Raw genomic sequence first — 19,237 nt, forward strand, 5'->3', positions numbered from 1 at the left:
TAACAGCGATTCACTCAGGGGGCGAACTAAAAACACTCAGCCACCTTTTAAAATACATTAAAGAAAAAAATTAATACTTAAAACTAAATAATAGATCCCTAAGTAATTTTAAAAGGCTCCCTGAGTGATTTTGCGATAGCAAAATTGTATCGAAGGGCCAACAAATGTTAGCCAAAATAATGTAATATTTGTTTCAAGTTCGAGCGGAGTCGAGAACCAACTACATCTCGATACTTCGACTATCGCTCACTACTGGCACGCTCGATGCTAAAACTTATATTAAACGTCACTTTATATTAAATGAACTACCAAAATTTCCAAAGGCTCGAATTGACAGAATTTTGTCAAAATGCACAAGGAGTTTTATTCAGTTGGCAGCCTGCTGTAGACTTTGCAGATTATACCATTTCATTGACAGAAAATCTTCAATCCAATCGAAAGCATTATCGTTTAGTGGAACAATTTGAATCCTCTGCAACGTCAGTAGCGATGATTCGCAAGTTCCACGAAGCGAAAGTATCAAGTTCCAAGAGCGAAACCCCCCTTGGGGGGGCAGGGGGGAATTCAACAGTTAACCTTTGGGGAAGTGGCACACCCATGCGCGAATTCCTACACGTAGACGACCTGGCAGAGGCGGTTTCTTTTGCTTTAGAACATAAATTAGAAGAAAACTTGTACAACATTGGTACAGGGAAAGACTTAACCATCAAAGAACTCGCAGAAACCATACAAGAAATCGTTGGCCACAAAGGAGAAATCATCTGGGATAGCTCCAAACCAGACGGAACACCTCGGAAGCTGATGGATGTATCAAAAATGAATGCCCAGGGTTGGGAGGCGAAGATTGACTTGAAGGAAGGAATAAAAGAAACGTATAAATGGTTTTTGGTCAAAGAAAGGGAGTTTAAGGAAGTCAAGATTAAAAGCTCTAACCTCTAAACCTTTAGCATGAGTTTGAAGAAAGGTATAACTTAGAACCCAAAAGCAAATGACCGAAAACAACCGAATAGAATATAAAAAACAAGTAACCGACATGTTCGAAAAAGAAGTCGTTGCATTTTTAAACTATATCGGAGGAGGAATCATTTATATTGGAATAGACGATGATGGTTCTGTTGTAGGTATTGAAAATTCTGATAAACTACAGCTACAAATTAAAGACCGTATAAGAAACAATATTTCTCCATCATGCATGGGGCTTTTTGATATTGTTGAAGAATATAGAGAAGAAAAACCGGTAATAAAGTTAATCGTAGCGAGCGGACAAGAACGACCATACTACATTAAGAAATACGGAATGTCATCAAAAGGAGCATTCATGAGAAATGGAAGCGCTTCAGAGCCGATGACCGGGAGAATGATAGAAGACCTATTTTCAAAAAGAATAAAAACTTCTATCGGTAAAATAGAATCACCAAATCAGGAGTTGAAATTTGAACAACTTCGGATTTATTACGACACAATAGGAAAACCTCTAAAAAAACAATTTGCTAAATCTTTAGAGCTTTTAAATCCAGATAAAAAATACAATTATGTAGCGTATTTGTTGGCTGATAACAATAACGTTTCTGTAAAAGTAGCGAAATACGCTGATACATCACGAGTTGATTTGGTACAAAATGAAGAGTTTGGTTACTGCTCATTGATAAAGGCCACTAAACTAGTACTTGACAAAATAGATGTTGAAAATAAAACTTTTACGAAGATTACTTCAAAAGAACGCTTGGAAAAAAAGCAATGGGATACTGTTGCCCTGAGAGAAGCAGTTATTGACCCCGTTAGATATTGTATTTATTAAAAAATTGGTGATGTATTATGTGTATGTCTTAAGAAGTGAAGTAGATAATAATTTCTATGTTGGATATTCCAGTAATTTGGAAAATAGACTAATTCAACACGAAAAAGGATTAGTAAATTCAACAAAAAACAGAAGACCTTTAGAATTAGTTTATTATGAGGGTTGTTTAAATCAACAAGATGCAACCCACAGGGAGAAATATCTCAAAACATCGTGGGGAAAACGTTATATAAAGAGTAGGTTGAAAAATTATCTAACGGGGTAAATGCTATGGTACACAATGACTATTCGTATGAATTAGCTCCAAAGTTTGAATTTTTCTCTGATCGTTTTGAAATTACATCTTATGGAGGTTTACCACAAGGCCTTTCTAAAGAAGAGTTTTTCTTAGGAGTATCTATTCCTAGAAGTAAAGAAATAATGCGTATTTACAGAGATATGGAATTAGTAGAACAACTAGGTTCCGGTGTGCCAAGAATTCTAAAAACTTATGGAGAGGAATGTTTCTACTTTTCAGAAAACTTTGTTAGGATGAGTTTCCCTGCTGAAAAGGTCGTAGAAAAAGTCGTAGAAAAGGTCGTAGAAAAGGTCGTAGAAAAAATATCAGAAAATCAAATGAAAATAGTAGAATTAATGAATCAAGACTCAAGTATCTCGGCGCTACAAATTTCAAAAGAAATAGGAATTTCACAACGAAAGACACAAGAAAATATTGCAAAACTTAAAGAACTAGAAATTATCGAACGAATCGGACCAGCCAAAGGCGGCTATTGGAAGCTATTAAAGAAATAATGCGTATTTACAGAGATATGGAATTAGTAGAACAACTAGGTTCCGGTGTGCCAAGAATTTTACAAACCTACGGGGAGGTATGTTACTACTTTTCAGAAAATTTTATTCGTATGAGTTTTCAAATGGAGAAACAAGTAGGGAAGACTGTGGGAAAGACTGTGGGAAAGACTGTGGGAAAGACTCAATTAGATATATTACAATTACTTATTGTTGATCCACAAATTACCAATAAAAAGATAGCTGAAAAGTTGAAATTAAGTGTTCGTGGAGTAGAGTATAACATAAAAAAATTAAAAGACAACGACATTATTCAAAGAAGAGGAGGAAGAAAAGAGGGGTATTGGATAGTTTTAGAACAACTTGAATTATAAATCGATTGTTTATGGAGGAATTCCCGATGGATTAGGAGAAAAAGAATTCTTTGAAGGCTACACCATTCCTAGAAGTAAAGAAATAATGCGTATTTACAGAGATATGGAATTAGTAAAACAGCTTGACTCAGGTAAGTGTATTACCATCAAAGAACTCGCAGAAACCATACAAGAAATCGTTGGCCACAAAGGAGAAATCATCTGGGATAGCTCCAAACCAGACGGAACACCTCGGAAGCTGATGGATGTATCAAAAATAAAAGCACAGGGTTGGGAGGCGAAGATTGATTTGAAGGAAGGAATAAAAGAAACGTATAAATGGTTTTTGGTCAACGAAACAGATTTCAAAGAAGTCAAAATCAATTAATTCTAACTTTAGATCTCAAAAAATTGGAATATACTCCAATAAATAGCTATATTCGATCTATATTTGGAATATGAAACAAATAAATAGACCACAATATTTGCAATTTCTTACATCATGGAAGGATGAAGATGTAATTAAAGTAGTGTCGGGAGTTCGACGCTGCGGGAAGTCTACCTTATTTGAAATGTTTAAACAACAGCTACGAAATGAAGGAGTAAAGGAAGATCAAATCATTAGCATCAACTTTGAAGATATTAATTTCGACAACCTTCTCACCCCAACAGCCTTAAATAACTATATAAAGGAACGCATACAAGAGAAAAACAACTATTATGTTTTTTTAGATGAAATTCAAAATGTTACTGCCTTTGAGCGGGTAGTAAATAGCTTACAACTGAATAAAAATCTAGACATCTATCTCACTGGTTCTAATGCTTATTTTTTAAGTGGTGAGCTAGCTACTTTATTAACGGGTAGATACGTAGAACTAAAAATGTTGCCCTTATCATTTAAGGAATACCTTACGGTGAACAAGAATGAAAACCAACTTGAAGCCTATAATAATTACCTTAAGTCTAGTTTTCCTTACGCCATAACACTAGATGAACTAAAAAAACGTCAGTATTTAGAGGGGATTTATTCGACAGTTGTATTAAAAGATATTGTAAAACGTTTAGGTGTAGCGGATGTAAGTGTTTTGGAGCAATTAATCCGTTATATGTATGCTGAAATCGGTAACCTGCACAGCATTAACAAAATAACAAATACCTTAAACAGTTCGGGAAGTAAGATTACCAACAAAACAGTAGCAAATTATGTAAGCGGTATTGAAGACAGCATGTTGGTCTATCGTGCTGATCGTTATAATGTGAAAGGTAGAAAAGTTTTTTCGAGTAATTCGAAATATTATGCGGTAGATATTGGTCTCCGCCGATTAATCGCTGGAGATAGAACGGAAGATTATGGACATATCCTAGAAAATATTATCTATTTGGAATTGTTGAGAAGAGGATATCAAGTGTTCGTAGGTGTGGTGGATAACTTGGAAGTAGATTTCTTGGCTATCGGATCAGGGGAAGAACGACTTTATATACAGGTTGCCTACTCCACTGAACAGGAGGAAACCTTAAAGCGTGAACTGCGGCCGTTAGAGCTTATAAAAGATAATTACCCAAAGCTATTATTAACGATGGACACAGTCCTTCCCGAACAAAATTTTGGAGGAATACAAAAAACAAATGCATTAAACTGGCTAGCGAATTAGTCCTGAGCAGCGGAGCGAATCGGGAAGCCAACAGCGAAACCCCCCTTGGGGGGGCAGGGGGGAATTCAACAGTTAACCTATGGGGTTCCGGTGCTCCCATGCGCGAATTCCTACACGTAGACGACCTGGCGGAAGCGGTGTCTTTTGCTCTAGAGCATCAACTAGACGAAAACTTATATAATGTTGGAACAGGTACAGACCTCACTATTAAAGAACTTGCAGAAACCATTCAGGAGATCGTTGGCCACGAAAGCGATATCCAATGGGACAGCAGCAAACCCGATGGCACGCCGCGAAAACTCATGGACGTCTCCAAAATGAATGCCCAGGGCTGGGAGGCAAAAATTGACCTGAAAGAAGGCATCCGAGACACTTACCAGTGGTTTTTTGATAAAAAAATCGTATCGAGAACAAATTCATATTGAAAATTCTTATTCTCGATACAAATTTCACTCATTCCAATCGTGAAATTTACTCGAATTGACAGAATTTTGGCAAAATGCACAGGGAGTTTTATTCAGTATCTTTGTATATCAAGAGGTTCCCTGTATGAGACAGTAACTTTGGCTATTTTATTTAGCAGACGGAGCTAATTACTAAAAAGACATACTTAATTTAGTCTACATCGCCAAGTCTTTAGGGCTGACTAAAGTGGCGGATTACTGGGAACAGGTGATCATTATGAATGACCACCAGAAAAACCGTTTTGCTAGTAAAATTGTAAGCACGCTATTTAATACAGTTTCTGGTAAGAAAATAGCCTTTTTAGGCTGGGCGTTTAAGAAAGACACTAACGATACCCGGGAGTCTGCCGCTATCTATGTAGCAGATCAATTAATTGATGAACAGGCTAAGGTTTGCGTATTTGACCCCAAAGTGAAGACTCAAAAAATCTATGAGGATCTTAACTACCTCGATAGCCGCAAAGAAGAATTAAACCAGGAGCATCTGCAGGTGGTTTCAGATCCTTATGAGGCTTGCAAAGATGCACATGCTATTGCCATTTTAACCGAATGGGATGAGTTTAAAGACTACGACTGGCAACGCATTTATGACCAGATGAAAAAACCGGCTTTTGTTTTTGATGGAAGAAGACTTTTGGATAGAGCTCAACTTGAAAATATAGGTTTTAAAACCTATAAGATAGGGCATGTATAACTTGAAATATAGTTAACGTTGTAAAAAAAATTAAACAAAGACAAAAACTAAGACCTTGACAAGTTTACGTTAAGCTCAAAGGCAAAAAAATTTATGCATACAAATCAATCTAATACATCAGAAAGCAAAACCATCCTAGTAACCGGCGCAGCAGGATTCATCGGTTACCACTTATCTAAGAAGTTGTTAGATCAAGGGCATCAAGTCATAGGCTTGGATAACATAAATGGATATTATTTAGTACAACTTAAACTTGACCGTCTTAAACAACTTGGAATTAATGAAGTTGCAGAAGGAGAGTTAGTTTCCAGCAAGGCCTATGGCGAACAATTTCTATTTATTAAATTGGATTTGGAAAACCGAAATGAACTTCCTAAGTTATTTGAAAAATTTAATTTTGATGTCGTCTGCAATTTAGCGGCACAGGCAGGCGTAAGATATAGTATTGAAAACCCAAATGCATATATCGATGCTAATGTCGTAGGGTTTGTCAATTTAATGGAATGTATGAGACACCACAGCGTAAAAAAATTAGTGTATGCCTCCAGTTCCAGCGTTTACGGCATGAACGAAAAAATTCCATTTGAAACTACAGATCGTGTGGACCATCCCATCAGTCTATATGCTGCAACCAAAAAGTCAAATGAGTTGATGGCTTATACGTACAGCCACTTATATGATATGCAGTGTATTGGCTTACGTTTTTTTACGGTGTATGGCCCCTGGGGCAGGCCCGACATGGCTATGTTCTTATTCACAGGTGCAATCCTTAATGATAAACCCATAAAGGTATTTAACGAAGGTTATCTCTCACGAGATTTCACGTATATAGATGATATCGTAGAGGGTGTACAAAAAACAATACTTGAAGAACAACCAGAACAAAAGCCGTATAGTTTATATAACATAGGCAATAGCAATCCTGTAAAACTTTTAGACTTTATTGAAGCTATAGAAAAAAGCACAGGGAAAACTGCCCAAAAGCAAATGCTGCCCATGCAACCCGGAGATGTGGAGCAAACCTGGGCAGATACCAAAGATTTAGAAAAAGATTTTAACTATAAGCCTCATACTCCTATTCAAAAAGGGGTAGATAAGTTTGTAGAGTGGTATAAAGATTATTATAATTAAGTTGTAAATTAGCAGATTGTAGTCTTTATAAACATGGTAAAGCGTATAGCAGCAAAACACCTGCTATTCTTTACCCCTACTTAATTAAGCCATTACCGTTTAAATTAATTTATTAAGGATATGAAAGGAATCATACTCGCCGGAGGTTCGGGAACACGGCTACATCCATTAACCTTGGCCGTATCTAAGCAATTGTTGCCGATTTATGACAAGCCGATGATTTACTATCCCTTATCGGTATTAATGCTAGCAGGAATAAGAGAAATACTCATCATCTCAACCCCTCAGGATTTACCAAATTTCGAAAGATTACTTGGTGACGGATCTCGTTTTGGGATTGAATTATCCTATAAAGAACAACCTTCTCCAGACGGGCTGGCACAGGCTTTTATTTTAGGGGAAGAGTTTATAGGTGAGGATGATGTATGTTTAGTATTAGGCGATAATATATTTTATGGTGCCGGCCTGCAAAAACTGCTTTCGAACGCAGTTGAAACCGTAAAACAAGAAAACAAGGCCGTAGTCTTTGGAAATTATGTGAATGATCCAGAACGTTATGGTGTGGCAGAATTTGATCAAGATAAAAATGTAATCAGTATAGAAGAAAAACCAGTACAACCGAAATCGAATTATGCTGTGGTTGGGTTGTATTTTTATCCAAATTCTGTGATTGAAGTCGCTAAAAAAGTAAAGCCGTCTCATCGTGGTGAATTAGAAATTACCTCAGTTAATCAGGATTATCTCAATAAAGGGGAGTTGAAAATGCAAATTTTAAGTCGTGGTTTTGCCTGGCTGGATACTGGGACTCATGAAGCATTGACGGAAGCCACTGAATTTGTAAAAGCCGTTGAGAAGCGTACAGGTTTAAAAATTGCCAGTCTAGAGGAAGTGTCTTGGAGGATGAAATATATTAGTGATTCTCAATTGAAGAAATTATCCAAACCACTTATCAAGACTGGATATGGTAAATATTTACAAAGTCTGCTAAAAAAATTATAATGAAAATATTAAAAGAACCGATACAAAGTCTTTTGGTTTTAGAACCAACAGTTTATAAAGATGAAAGAGGTTTTTTCATGGAAACATGGCAAAAAGAACTCTTCACTAATTTGGGAATTACCGAACAGTTTGTCCAAGATAATCATAGTAAATCTACGAAAGGAGTTTTAAGAGGGTTACATTATCAAATAAATAACCCTCAGGGAAAACTTGTAAGAGTTACCAAAGGTGAGGTTTTTGATGTAGCAGTAGATTTAAGAAAAGGATCTAGTACTTTTGGAGAGTGGTTTGGGGAATACATTTCTGATGAAAATAAATTAATGATGTGGATACCACCCGGATTTGCACACGGATTCTATGTTATGAGTGAATACGCTGAATTTCAATATAAATGTACGGATTTTTATTCACCTGAAAATGAAAGATGTTTATTATGGAATGATAATAAAGTCAAGATAAAATGGCCGTTTATAAACAAAAATATTCCAATACTATCCAAGAAAGACCAAAAGGGTAAAAGATTAGAAGACATTGAAAAGATTGTAATTAAGCCTATGAAATACTGATGAAGCTAATATTCAATAAGTTACTTAAGATTAGTAAAGGTAATAACATTAAAGGACAATTAGTGAGAGGAGCGATGGGCGTTGGAGGATTAAAGATTCTTTCTATACCTATTGCCCTAGTTGCTTCTGTATTGATTGCTCGATTTTTAGGACCTGAAGGATATGGTAAATACTCTTATGTAATGGCAATAATAACAGTGTTATCTCTTCCTGTTGGAGCCGGTATTAAACAACTGGTTACAAGAGAAGTTGCCTTATATGAATACGATAAAAAATGGAGTTTATTTAAAGGGCTTTTAAAACGGTCCCATCAGTGGGTTGCATTTATCTCATCTGTATGTATCCTTATAATGCTTGGCTTGTCCGTTTATTATGCTGAATGGAAGTTTAACGATAATTGGACACTACTTGTAATTGCTATATTTACTCTTCCGCTTATTGGATTTAAGCAAATTCGTTCAGGAACCCTGCGAGGGCTGGGAAGTGTTGTTAGTGCTCAAATTCCAGATTTAATCGTTGTTCCAGGCGTACATTTAATTAATGTTACAATATTAATCTTTATTGGAATGTTAAATCCTGCTACTGCAATATTTAGTCAAATTTTAGGTGCTATTGTGGCTTTTATAGTAGGCACCTATCTGCTTTACAAGAAAACACCTTCAGAATTAGTTAAAGTGACATCTAAATATGAAAGTAAGAAATGGTTAATTGCCTGGGTTCCATTTACTCTGCTGATGGCAGTAAATATGTTTAATAATCAAATTGGTATTATTCTGCTTGGTTGGTTAGGTACTGATGAACAAGTAGGAGCATTGAGAGTAGCAGACAAAGGTTCCCAGCTTGTATCATTCTCTCTTGCTATAGTTAATATGGTTATTTCACCGTTTATAACAAAATATTTTAAAGAGAACGATAAAAGTAAGCTTCAAAAGCTTTCCAGGCAATCCGCAAGAGCGGCTTTGGTTTTTGCACTACCTTTGGCACTACCTATGATTTTTTTTGGTGCGCCTATTATAAATTTAGTTTTTGGAGAAGAATACGTTGATTTGAGCGTTACATCTTTAGCTATTTTGGCTAGCGCACAACTAATAAGTGTTATATTTGGTTCAGTAGGCATGTTTTTAACAATGAGTGGATTTGAAAAAGACACACTGTTTGGACAAATATGTTCTCTCGCTATTAATGTATTATTGGCGATTTTACTAATTCCAAACTACGGTGCAGATGGTGCTGCTTTTGCGGCGGCAATAGGAGTGATTACCTGGAATTTAATTATGGCATTTAAATTTAAGCAACGCTTAAATTTAAGACCTTCAGCTTTTTAAAATAATATTTATGATTATCAGTGATAAATATCGGTTTGTTTTTATTCATATTCCAAAATGTGCTGGAAGTACTGTGCGTAAACAAATAGAATTTTTGGATGATAAAGGAGGAGTCTTTTCAAACGTAAAATTACATAAGGAACTGGGGCAAATTGATTATGGACATATACCCTTATTTGTATTAAAAAAATATTTCCCAATTGAGTTTAGAAAAATTGAAAAATATGAATCCGTAACTTTGATAAGAAATCCATATGAAAGATTTCCATCATCTGTTTCACAATATTTAAGGTTTTATGGTGAGTCTGCAATACATAAAATGAAGAATGCTGAGATTAAAAATAACTTAAACAAAATAATTAATTATTTATATAAGACACCAGACGACCAATTTTTTCTCCCTAAAGAATATATTCATTTCCAGAAGCAAGTTGATTTTGTTATTGAAAATAAAATCATCTTGACTAATAAAATATTTACAACTAGTGAGGTTGATTTATTAATTGCACACCTTGAAAATCACACAGATATCGAAATCCAAAATCAAAGCATTGAAAAAATAGCTCAAAGCAAAGTTTACCGTAATGAGTTCATTCAATTCTTAATGGAAGATATACGGCCGGGATTAAAAAAAATTTATAAACCTTTATTACCGAATAATCTAAAAAAGAAATTACTTGATACTTTTCTTGTACCACGGGATGCCCGGTATCAATCTTTGTTTCAGGCAAACTATGTTATTGACTTTATAGAAGAATATTATAAAGATGATATTGCTTTGTATAATAAAGTCAGTATTGGGAACAACAAGAAAATATCTAATATATGAAAATTTCTATTGCTATGGCCACATATAATGGAGAAAGATTTTTACAGGAACAGTTAGATAGTTTCGTGGCACAGTCAAGACTACCTGATGAATTGGTTGTTTCCGATGATTGCTCTACAGATGGTACTCTCGAAATTTTAGAGCGTTTTGCCAAGGAAGCACCTTTTGAGGTTATTATAAATAAGAACAAAAATAACCTTGGTTATGCTGGTAATTTTAATCGCGCTTTAGAACTTACTACTGGTGATCTTGTATTTTTAAGTGATCAAGATGATGTTTGGTTTGATAATAAGATTGAAGTAATGTGTAATCATGCATCAAATACAGATAAAATGGTATTGCTTAATGATGCAGTAATTACGGACACTGAATTAAAGGACACTGGCGTAACACAATTGGGGCAAATAAAATCTGGTAACCTCCCTGAAAGTTTGTATGTTTTGGGATGTTCTGTATTAATTAAAAGACAATTTTTTAAAGTGTGCCTGCCAATACCTAAAGGATATTCTTCACACGATGGGTGGATAGTAAAGTTAGCTGAAGGATTAAATAATAAATTAATTATCGATGAGCCTTTTCAATATTATAGAAGGCACAATTCAAATGAAACATCATATGTGGTAAATAAAAAAAAACAACTTAAGAAGGTACATATATTGGTCGATAAATTGAACAAAATTTATCACAGGCGAAAGGGTACAAGTAAATTTAAGTCGAAAGAATTACTAAATCAGCAAAATACACTTCTAAAGAAAAGATTGACAAGCATTGATAATCAAAAGATTGATTTTTTGGCATCCGGTATTGTTGAAAATTTTATTGATGTGTTGAATGAAAAGACGAATAATTTGACTGTGAGAGAATCGCTTAGGTCTAAACCAATCTTGCAAAGATTGACAAGTGGTTATAGTTTATATAAAGATGGTTTTTATGATAAAAATAGTGGGATAATGAGTTACCTCAGAGATATCCTTTTAAGATAGGTAAATATGTTAGTAAATTTTTCAATTGTAATTCCTGTTTATAACAAGAAACCGCATATAAAAAGGTGTCTTGATTCAGTCTTGAACCAAACTCACAATGAGTTTGAAGTAATTATAGTGGATGATAATTCTACCGATGGTAGCTTTGAGGAAATTAAAAAGTATAATGATCCAAGGATTCAGGTTTTCCAGAGAACCGAGCCAGGTCCAGGAGGATATGCTGCCAGAAATCTTGGTATTGAAAAAGTACAATATAAATGGATAGCTTTTCTTGATGCAGATGATGAATGGTATCCTAATCATCTTGAAAATTTATCAAATACTATAAATAGGTTTTCCGATGTGGGTATTATTGGAGCAGGATTTATAGCTATTTCGAAGAAATTAAAAGTTACACAACCTTATTTTCAGATTAATGAAAAAAAAGGTGCTCACCGTCTGACGTTTTCTGATTTTTTAAATATTTACTTGAAGAATCATAGATTTGGAAATACCTCCGTCGTAGCTGTTAAAAAAGATATTATTGAAAAAGCCGGTTGTTTTCCTGCTGGGAAAACTAATAAAGGAGGGGATCTCTATACCTGGATAAAAGTATTTTCAGAAAGCGACGGAGCTTGGAGTCCGCATATTGGTGCTAATACCTACCATGATGCAGTCAATAAAGTAACTCACACATCGTATTTTAATATAGATTTTTTTAAATCAGCAGTGAATGAAGTAAGGGTTTCTGGACCAGATCAAATGCTTTTAAAACAATATATCAATACGCTCATTTTAAAAGACTTTATACGATTTCTCGTTAGTAATAAATCTAAAGCTTTTAGTTTGACCAAAGAAGCATTTTTTATTGATATCAAAAGTAAGGCTCTGCATTTAGCGTTAGATATCATTCCTGCTTTTATACTTCGAAAATTAATATTAATGAAAAGATCTAATTTGGATTAAATGAAAAAAGACGATTCAACAATTATAGATCAAAAGTCAGGGAATGAGATAATCCAATGGACTGATTCTGATAAGCATGATCAGCATCTGTATTTTACATCTCCATCCGTGACTGATGATGATCAGTATTTAGTGATTATATCCGAGAGAAAAGGTAAACCTGATCTGTTTTGTATAGATCGAGGTACCAGTGAAATATCTCAAATAACCGACTCAAAAGGATTGCTCAAATCTTATACCTATCCACAAGGTGGTGAAGTAGGTTTAAGCAAAGCATCACCGTTTCTCGATTCAAAGAATAAGATTCTATATTGGATTGAAGATGATTGTCTTTGGAAAAAAGACTTAGCTTCGAATGAAGCGCCAAAAGAAGTTGCTTGCTTACCCAAAGGGTGGTTAACCGGCTATACTCATGTTTCGTCTGATGGAAAAAAAATCTGTGTACCTTGTACAGATCCAAACGCTTTTACTGAAGAAGACAAAACACAGCACGATCAGCTTAAGAATGTACCAATCATAATGTTAAATGAAGGGTATAAAACCAAAATTATTGTGGTTGATATTGAAAGTGAAACATGCTCTGCTGAAGTAGAGTTGCCGTTTTGGGTTACTCACGTACAATTTGATCCAAATGACCCAGAAAAAATTCTATGTAACAGCGAAGGAAGTTTGCCAAGTACGGCAAGAAGAGAGTACCCCTATTGGGGTAGAATTTGGTTAGTAAATACTGATGGTAGTTATCGGCGATTATTCGAACAAGAAGAAGGGGAGTATGTTAATCATGAGAATTGGTTTAGAAGTGGTGAGGGAATAGTTTACCATGGAAAATATGATCAAACCTTTTTTAAAAAAGCAGGCTACTATGGTATGATTGCCTTTAATAAATTTGTTAGAAAATTCTTCTCAAGGCAAAAATTGGATGTAATGTTTGATCATTTTGTGGCAGCCAGAGATAGAAACGGCAAACAGTTATTTTCAATAAAAGTAAACCATCCTATTAGTCATGCTGTAGCAGGAACTAAGGGTGAAAATTTTGTTACAGATAGCAGAGATGGAAATATTTATGGATACAGAGAAGTCCACAATGATTTCAACAAAAGTTTAATATGTCACCATGGATCCAGTTTGAGTTTTCAAGATGCCCATCCTCATCCTCGTGTAACTAAAAACGGGAATAGTATTATCTTTACCTCTGACAAAAATGGGTCATGTAATGTTTATGAAGTTAAGTTAAAGGAAACTATATGAATATTTTACTATGGGCACCTCATGGTTCTGGGGAACATTATTGGGGACCCGGAATTAGTGCTTATCGATTATATAAATCTGGCCTTCCCGATGGTGTTAAAGTTTACTTAGCTCACGGATATAAAGAACAGAAAAAATATCCCGATGTTTTTGAAGATCAATTTTTTATTTCTGATTTAAAGAAAACTAATAGATTTTTTGAATTGGAGTTTCTCTGGAAGGTGAAAAAATGGATTGCAAAAAATGCAGCAAAATTTGATGCTGTTCATGTTTTAGGGTTATATGAAGTTAGTTTCAGACCAGCTATATGGTTTGAAAAAAAAGGTATTCCGGCATTCTGCAAGATTACAAGTTTAGGGGAAGGACTGAATGAACAATCTTTACTAAGTAAACTGCTAGGCTTGGCAAGGTATCGCAGAAATAACATAACTCAAATAACCGGATTTATAGCAATAAGCGAAGAGATAGAGAAAAGTTTAATTGACTATGGAATAGATGAACAGAGTATATTTCGAATTCCAAATGGTGTTGATACGCAGAGATTCAGACCAGTAGGTGCTCAAAGAAAACAAGATTTGAGAAGTGAACTCAACCTGAGAGACGTATTCACGGTCATATTCGTCGGGGGTATTTCAGAAAGGAAGCAGCCATATATGTTAGCTGAAGCTGTAAAAGATTTAGTAAAGGAAAAAAGACTTGATATTCAATTAGTTATAGTCGGACCGGACAGAGATCAGATTGAGTTGAAAAAAATTAAAAACTTAATATCATCAGAGAGACTGAGAAAAAATATTATTCATATAGAAAATTCAAACGAACCAGAAAAATATTATCAGGCCTCTGATTTATTCTGTTTGCCCTCAAAACGTGAAGGAATGTCGAATGCATTATTAGAAGCTATGGCCTGTGGTTTACCGGCTTTAGTTACGCCAATATCAGGGTCGGTTGATTTAGTGGATGATGGTAAAAATGGATACTACGTCAATAATAAAAATGATATTATACAAATAGTAATGGATAATATTGATGCAGATTATACTAATATGAAATTTAATATAATGAGTACGATAAAAAAATACAGTTCTGTAAAAGTAGGTATAAGTCATATTAATATTTTCCGATCAAATGGTTAGAAGAGAAAGTTTAAATAAATTTTATAAATTTATAATATTCTTTCTTGGTTTTACTGGATTCTATGCTATTCTTGTGATAATGGTAAATTCTGGGTTCGAAAATCAGAGTAGAATAATAACGGTGCCATTAAGATTAGTTGTAATTTTTGGAATTATATTGACAGTTATATCACAAAAAAAACTAAAGATAGATAAATTATTAACACTATTTTTTATATTTTCATTTTTATATTATGCAAGAATTCTTTTTAGCTTTTTGACTGAAGAAACATATAATATTACTATTGAATCATTTTTTTTATATTACACTGCATATGTATTTATCCCTATTATAATTGGCTCATTGATAAAATATAGAAGATCTGATATTAACAGATTATATTGGGCCATAACAATAGGAGGAATTATTTTAGGTATATCTAGTCTCTTGTTTTACGGTGATGCTATTGGAAATGTAAAAAGATTATCTGCAAATTTAGATTCTGGAGAAGTGTCTCCATTGATATTATCATATAATTCCGCATTGGCAATTGGTGTCTCAACGACTGTCTTTTTGATAAAAAATTGTTCAAAAAAAGTCAAATGGTATTCAATATTAGTTATTTTAATTAATATAGTACCTTTCTATTTAGGAGCATCCAGAGGCTCAGTCTTAGCTTTAGCATTTCCACTATTATTTATTTTAATTACTGGTAGGTTAAATGTCTCAAAAGGTAAGGTCTTAACCATTATTGCAGTGTGTGTTGTTGTATTCTTTATTGGATCTGAATTTTTAGGTTCAGGGCTTCTTGACAGAATTTTTAAAACAAATGAGGTTTTAAATTATGGTGAAGACGTTAGACTTCAAATGTGGTTTTCAAGTATTGATCAATTATTAAAAGATCCAATAATAGGCAATAGCTTGGTAAATAATTTATTTAATATGTATCCACACAATATATTGATTGAAAGTGCATTGGCTACTGGAATAATTGGCTGTCTTATTTATATGAGCTTTTTTGGTTTTATATTTAAGCGAATTAAATTTTTAATGAAAAAAGATCCAATATATATGATAGTTTTTGTAATATTTTTGCAGTCTTTTATTAAGGCAATGTTTTCAGGCGGTTTATATACGACATTATTGTTGTCATTATCATCTGGAATGATTATTTCAATTTATAAATATAGATCATGATATTACATATAGCTAATTCATTTAACAGAACAGAAGTATATAAAAATTTATTCAATAAATTAGGGGAAAGTGGTTATAAACAGATAATTTATTGTAATACAAAAGAAGGAAAAAAAAATCTTTTTGATGTCAGTAAGGTCGAAGCTGACAAGATTGTTTTAAAATATAATGTAAAGAAAATACATAAGTTTTTATTTCGGAATAAAAGCAACATGATTTTCAATGATATATTGAATGATGAATATTTGAATGATATTAGTATTATGCATTGTCATACACTATATACGGATGGTTATGTAGGGTATAAAATTTTTAAAAAATTTAACATACCATACTTAGTAACTATACGAAGTACTGATATTGATTATTTTGACAAATATAGAATTGACTTAAAGTTAATTAAAAATAATGTGTTGTCATCAGCATCAAAAATATTATTTACAACACCTGCTCAAAAAAACAAATTCAAAAATAATATAAGCAAAAAAAGATGGAAATCGATCAAAGATAAATGTATTGTTGTACCAAATGGTATTGATGAGATTTACTTTAAAAATAAACCTCCATTAAGTTCTAAAAGCAATGATGGGGTGTGTCGAGTATTATATGTTGGGAAATTTTTAAAAAGAAAGAATGTAGACATATTAATACAGTCAATTAAGGCTATAAGTAAGAATAATAAAATTAAATTGACAATAGTAGGTGGTGGTGGAAATTGTCATGCTAGAGTAAATGAACTAATAATCGCTAATAAAAATATTGTTGATTATATGGGAAAGATTGAAGATAAAATGAGACTGATAGATATATATCGGGCTAATGATATTTTTTGTATGATTAGCAAAAATGAGACATTTGGTCTTGTATATTTTGAAGCTTTGTCTCAAGGCTTGCCAATCATTTATAAGAGCGGCGATTCAATTGACGGATTAATCACTTGTGATAGTGTAAAAGAAGTAATTATAGATACCTCAAGTTTAAAAGAATTAAAAACTTCTATATTAGAACTGTATTATAATTTCAATATAGATGTTTCTAAAAAGTGTATTGAAGCATCAAAATTAGCAAATTGGGATGAAGTAATTAAAAAATATAAAAGAATTTATGATAATAATATGTAATGGTGCTTTCAAATCTGGAAGTACTTGGCTTTATTTAATCGTTGAAGAATTACTAAAATTAAAAAAAATCCCTTTTAACGAAAAAACAAACGAAACATGGATAAGTGAAAAAAACAAAAGTTTTCTTTTTAATGATTCTAATATTGTAAATGCAATAAATCACTACCAAAAAGGGAATGAAGTTTATTTATCAAAAGTGCATCTTCTAGAGAAAAATTCTTATAAATTTTTAAAAGATAGAGTAAATGGTAGGAATGTGAAAGTTTTATTTACATCAAGGAATCTTGGTGATGCTTTGGTTTCACATTATCATCATGTAGTCACTCAAACAGAAAAGAAAATGTCGTTTAATAAATATTATAAATTAATTGGACGCTATAAAGCTTATGAAATAATAAAATTCAATAAAAATAGAGTTAATTATCTACCAGGCACACTACAAATTAAATTTGAAGATTTGAAATCAAATTTTAATGTCCAAGTTAATAATATAGCAAATGAATTAGGTTTGCAAATTTCAGATGCTGATATTAATTTAATAAAGGAAAAGACATCAATTGATAATTTAAAGGACAAAGTAAAAAAAGGTGAGATATCACAGTATTCTAAAAATTCAGAAAAAGCATCTAAGCTTTTTAGAAAAGGTGAAGTAGGAGAGTCTAGGAAATTTTTCCAGGATAAACAGAAGGATGATTTAAATAAAATTGCAAAAGGAGAAATGGGTTTCTTTTTTAAACTTTATTATTTTATTTTCTTTGTCTTACGCCGCAATTTTTATAAAATATAAACTGATGAAAATTCTCTACCTTCATCAGTACTTTAAAACACCTTCAGAACCGGGAGGAACTCGGTCGTATTGGATAGCAAAAGAGCTCATAAAAAACGGGCATGAGGTAACAATGATTACTGCCAAAGCATTGCAGAACAAGAATCGTGAAGAAAAAAATATAGATGGCATTAAAGTAATTTATCTCAATGAAGGCTACGATCAAAAGATGTCTGTTTTTATACGTTTAAAGACATTTTTAAAATTCGTTTGGAAAAGTACTTATGAAGCAAATAAGTACAAGGATATGGATCTAGTTATTGCTACATCCACTCCTTTAACAATAGGTATTCCAGCTTTATTTTTAAAATGGTTTAAAAAAACGCCTTTTTTGTTTGAAGTGAGAGATTTATGGCCGGAAGTGCCTATTCAAATGGGGGCAATAAAAAATTCATTATTAAAAAAACTAGCCAGATTATTTGAAAAAACGATTTATAAAAATGCTCTGCATGTAATTGCTCTGTCCCCAGGGATGCAGGAGGGCGTATTAAGGTACATTCCAAAAGAAAAAACATCTATGATACCCAATATGGCTAAAAAAGATGAATTTTGGCCACGAAAGAAAAACGTTCAATTAGAAAAAAATCTTGGGTTAAAAACTTCGAGTTTTAAAGTGATACATTTTGGTGCCTTGGGTTTAGCTAATGGTGCTTATACTATTTTAGAATCAGCTTTAATCTTGAAAAATGATAACTCAGTGGAATTTTTGTTCGTAGGTGGAGGTGCTACCGAAGAGGAATTAATTAACATTTGTAAAAAAAACCAGCTAGATAATGTCAGGTTTTTAGGAAGATTTCCAATGGATGAACTTTCAGAAATTGTGAATCTCTGCGATGTGTCAATTATTTCTTTCAAAGATCTTCCCATACTCTATACTAACTCTCCAAATAAATTATTTGACTCTTTATCTGCAGGGAAACCAATTATCGTAAACTCTGCAGGTTGGACAAAAGATATAGCTGAGAAATACAACTGTGGTTATTACGTCAATCCGAATAATCCAGAAGAACTGGCTGAAAAAATTAAATTTTCACAAAAAAATCCTGAAGTGATGATCCAAATGAGTTCAAACTCACGAAAACTAGCGGAAGAAAAATATGATAAATCAATTTTATCCAAAAAATTTGTAGAAGTTGTTAATAGCTTAAATATTTAAAAGCGTTGATGAATATCTCACTAGTTATAAGTATTGAGTAAACAGTAA

At 33.1% G+C, this 19,237-nt stretch carries 19 protein-coding genes and 4 pseudogenes; all 23 read left to right on the forward strand.

Features of this window, described 5'->3' with window-relative positions; translation table 11 throughout:
- The first annotated feature begins 300 nt into the window (after positions 1 to 300).
- The 23 genes and pseudogenes from G7034_RS08380 to G7034_RS08485 all read left to right on the forward strand — a co-directional run bounded on the left by G7034_RS08380 (position 301) and on the right by G7034_RS08485 (position 19,189).
- On the forward strand, positions 301 to 939 hold the full coding sequence (locus tag G7034_RS08380) for an NAD-dependent epimerase/dehydratase family protein (RefSeq protein WP_166400520.1): 639 nt from the start codon (positions 301 to 303) through the stop codon (positions 937 to 939).
- Between the two features lie 49 nt (positions 940 to 988).
- On the forward strand, positions 989 to 1,798 hold the full coding sequence (locus G7034_RS08385) for an AlbA family DNA-binding domain-containing protein (RefSeq protein WP_166400521.1): 810 nt from the start codon (positions 989 to 991) through the stop codon (positions 1,796 to 1,798).
- A 10-nt stretch (positions 1,799 to 1,808) separates the two neighbouring features.
- A complete protein-coding gene (locus tag G7034_RS12095; protein WP_166400628.1) occupies positions 1,809 to 2,063 on the forward strand; it encodes a GIY-YIG nuclease family protein in 255 nt (84 codons plus the stop codon).
- Positions 2,060 to 2,272 (forward strand): annotated as a pseudogene (locus G7034_RS12100) (ATP-binding protein); the annotation flags it as partial. The gene G7034_RS12095 and the pseudogene G7034_RS12100, both read left to right, overlap by 4 nt.
- Positions 2,267 to 2,590: a winged helix-turn-helix domain-containing protein gene (locus tag G7034_RS12155; protein WP_449421263.1), complete on the forward strand. Its 324-nt coding sequence runs from the start codon at positions 2,267 to 2,269 to the stop codon at positions 2,588 to 2,590. The pseudogene G7034_RS12100 and the gene G7034_RS12155, both read left to right, overlap by 6 nt.
- On the forward strand, positions 2,590 to 2,961 hold the full coding sequence (locus G7034_RS08400; RefSeq protein ID WP_166400523.1) for a winged helix-turn-helix domain-containing protein: 372 nt from the start codon (positions 2,590 to 2,592) through the stop codon (positions 2,959 to 2,961). Before G7034_RS12155 ends, G7034_RS08400 begins: the two co-directional genes overlap by 1 nt.
- A 13-nt stretch (positions 2,962 to 2,974) precedes the next feature.
- A pseudogene (locus tag G7034_RS08405) lies at positions 2,975 to 3,328 on the forward strand (hypothetical protein); the annotation flags it as partial.
- Between the two features lie 70 nt (positions 3,329 to 3,398).
- Complete coding sequence (locus G7034_RS08410; protein WP_187349886.1) at positions 3,399 to 4,592, forward strand: ATP-binding protein; 1,194 nt, start codon at positions 3,399 to 3,401, stop codon at positions 4,590 to 4,592.
- Positions 4,593 to 4,654: 62 nt separating this feature from the next.
- Positions 4,655 to 5,017: pseudogene (locus G7034_RS08415) on the forward strand (NAD-dependent epimerase/dehydratase family protein); the annotation flags it as partial.
- 175 nt (positions 5,018 to 5,192) lie between these two features.
- A pseudogene (locus G7034_RS08420) lies at positions 5,193 to 5,750 on the forward strand (UDP binding domain-containing protein); the annotation flags it as partial.
- 93 nt (positions 5,751 to 5,843) lie between these two features.
- On the forward strand, positions 5,844 to 6,881 hold the full coding sequence (locus G7034_RS08425; protein ID WP_166400525.1) for an NAD-dependent epimerase: 1,038 nt from the start codon (positions 5,844 to 5,846) through the stop codon (positions 6,879 to 6,881).
- Positions 6,882 to 7,001: 120 nt separating this feature from the next.
- Positions 7,002 to 7,880, forward strand: a complete 879-nt coding sequence (gene rfbA, locus G7034_RS08430; protein ID WP_166400526.1) for a glucose-1-phosphate thymidylyltransferase RfbA — start codon at positions 7,002 to 7,004, stop codon at positions 7,878 to 7,880.
- Positions 7,880 to 8,446: a dTDP-4-dehydrorhamnose 3,5-epimerase gene (gene rfbC, locus G7034_RS08435; RefSeq protein WP_166400527.1), complete on the forward strand. Its 567-nt coding sequence runs from the start codon at positions 7,880 to 7,882 to the stop codon at positions 8,444 to 8,446. Before rfbA ends, rfbC begins: the two co-directional genes overlap by 1 nt.
- The gene (locus G7034_RS08440) at positions 8,446 to 9,771 is read left to right on the forward strand and encodes a flippase (protein ID WP_166400528.1); all 1,326 of its coding nucleotides are present in this window, start codon (positions 8,446 to 8,448) and stop codon (positions 9,769 to 9,771) included. The genes rfbC and G7034_RS08440 overlap by 1 nt, the downstream gene beginning before the upstream one ends.
- Before the next feature lie 10 nt (positions 9,772 to 9,781).
- Positions 9,782 to 10,600 carry a sulfotransferase family 2 domain-containing protein gene (locus G7034_RS08445; RefSeq protein ID WP_166400529.1) on the forward strand — a complete coding sequence of 273 codons (819 nt, stop codon included), beginning with the start codon at positions 9,782 to 9,784 and terminating at the stop codon, positions 10,598 to 10,600.
- On the forward strand, positions 10,597 to 11,583 hold the full coding sequence (locus G7034_RS08450; protein ID WP_166400530.1) for a glycosyltransferase family 2 protein: 987 nt from the start codon (positions 10,597 to 10,599) through the stop codon (positions 11,581 to 11,583). Before G7034_RS08445 ends, G7034_RS08450 begins: the two co-directional genes overlap by 4 nt.
- A gap of 6 nt (positions 11,584 to 11,589) precedes the next feature.
- Complete coding sequence (locus G7034_RS08455) at positions 11,590 to 12,528, forward strand: glycosyltransferase family 2 protein (protein WP_166400531.1); 939 nt, start codon at positions 11,590 to 11,592, stop codon at positions 12,526 to 12,528.
- On the forward strand, positions 12,529 to 13,776 hold the full coding sequence (locus tag G7034_RS08460) for a PD40 domain-containing protein (protein ID WP_166400532.1): 1,248 nt from the start codon (positions 12,529 to 12,531) through the stop codon (positions 13,774 to 13,776).
- Positions 13,773 to 14,909 (forward strand): glycosyltransferase family 4 protein, encoded by a 1,137-nt coding sequence (locus tag G7034_RS08465; protein ID WP_166400533.1) that lies wholly within the window; start codon positions 13,773 to 13,775, stop codon positions 14,907 to 14,909. The genes G7034_RS08460 and G7034_RS08465 overlap by 4 nt, the downstream gene beginning before the upstream one ends.
- A complete protein-coding gene (locus G7034_RS08470) occupies positions 14,902 to 16,086 on the forward strand; it encodes an O-antigen ligase family protein (protein ID WP_166400534.1) in 1,185 nt (394 codons plus the stop codon). Before G7034_RS08465 ends, G7034_RS08470 begins: the two co-directional genes overlap by 8 nt.
- Entirely contained in the window at positions 16,083 to 17,207 is a 1,125-nt protein-coding gene (locus G7034_RS08475) for a glycosyltransferase family 4 protein (protein ID WP_166400535.1), read from the forward strand. The genes G7034_RS08470 and G7034_RS08475 overlap by 4 nt, the downstream gene beginning before the upstream one ends.
- A complete protein-coding gene (locus tag G7034_RS08480) occupies positions 17,191 to 17,994 on the forward strand; it encodes a sulfotransferase domain-containing protein (protein WP_166400536.1) in 804 nt (267 codons plus the stop codon). Before G7034_RS08475 ends, G7034_RS08480 begins: the two co-directional genes overlap by 17 nt.
- Before the next feature lie 4 nt (positions 17,995 to 17,998).
- Entirely contained in the window at positions 17,999 to 19,189 is a 1,191-nt protein-coding gene (locus G7034_RS08485) for a glycosyltransferase family 4 protein (protein ID WP_166400537.1), read from the forward strand.
- The last annotated feature ends 48 nt before the right edge of the window (positions 19,190 to 19,237 follow it).

Source organism: Psychroflexus maritimus (assembly GCF_011089875.1).
In the GTDB taxonomy this organism is placed as follows: Bacteria; Bacteroidota; Bacteroidia; order Flavobacteriales; family Flavobacteriaceae; genus Psychroflexus; species Psychroflexus maritimus.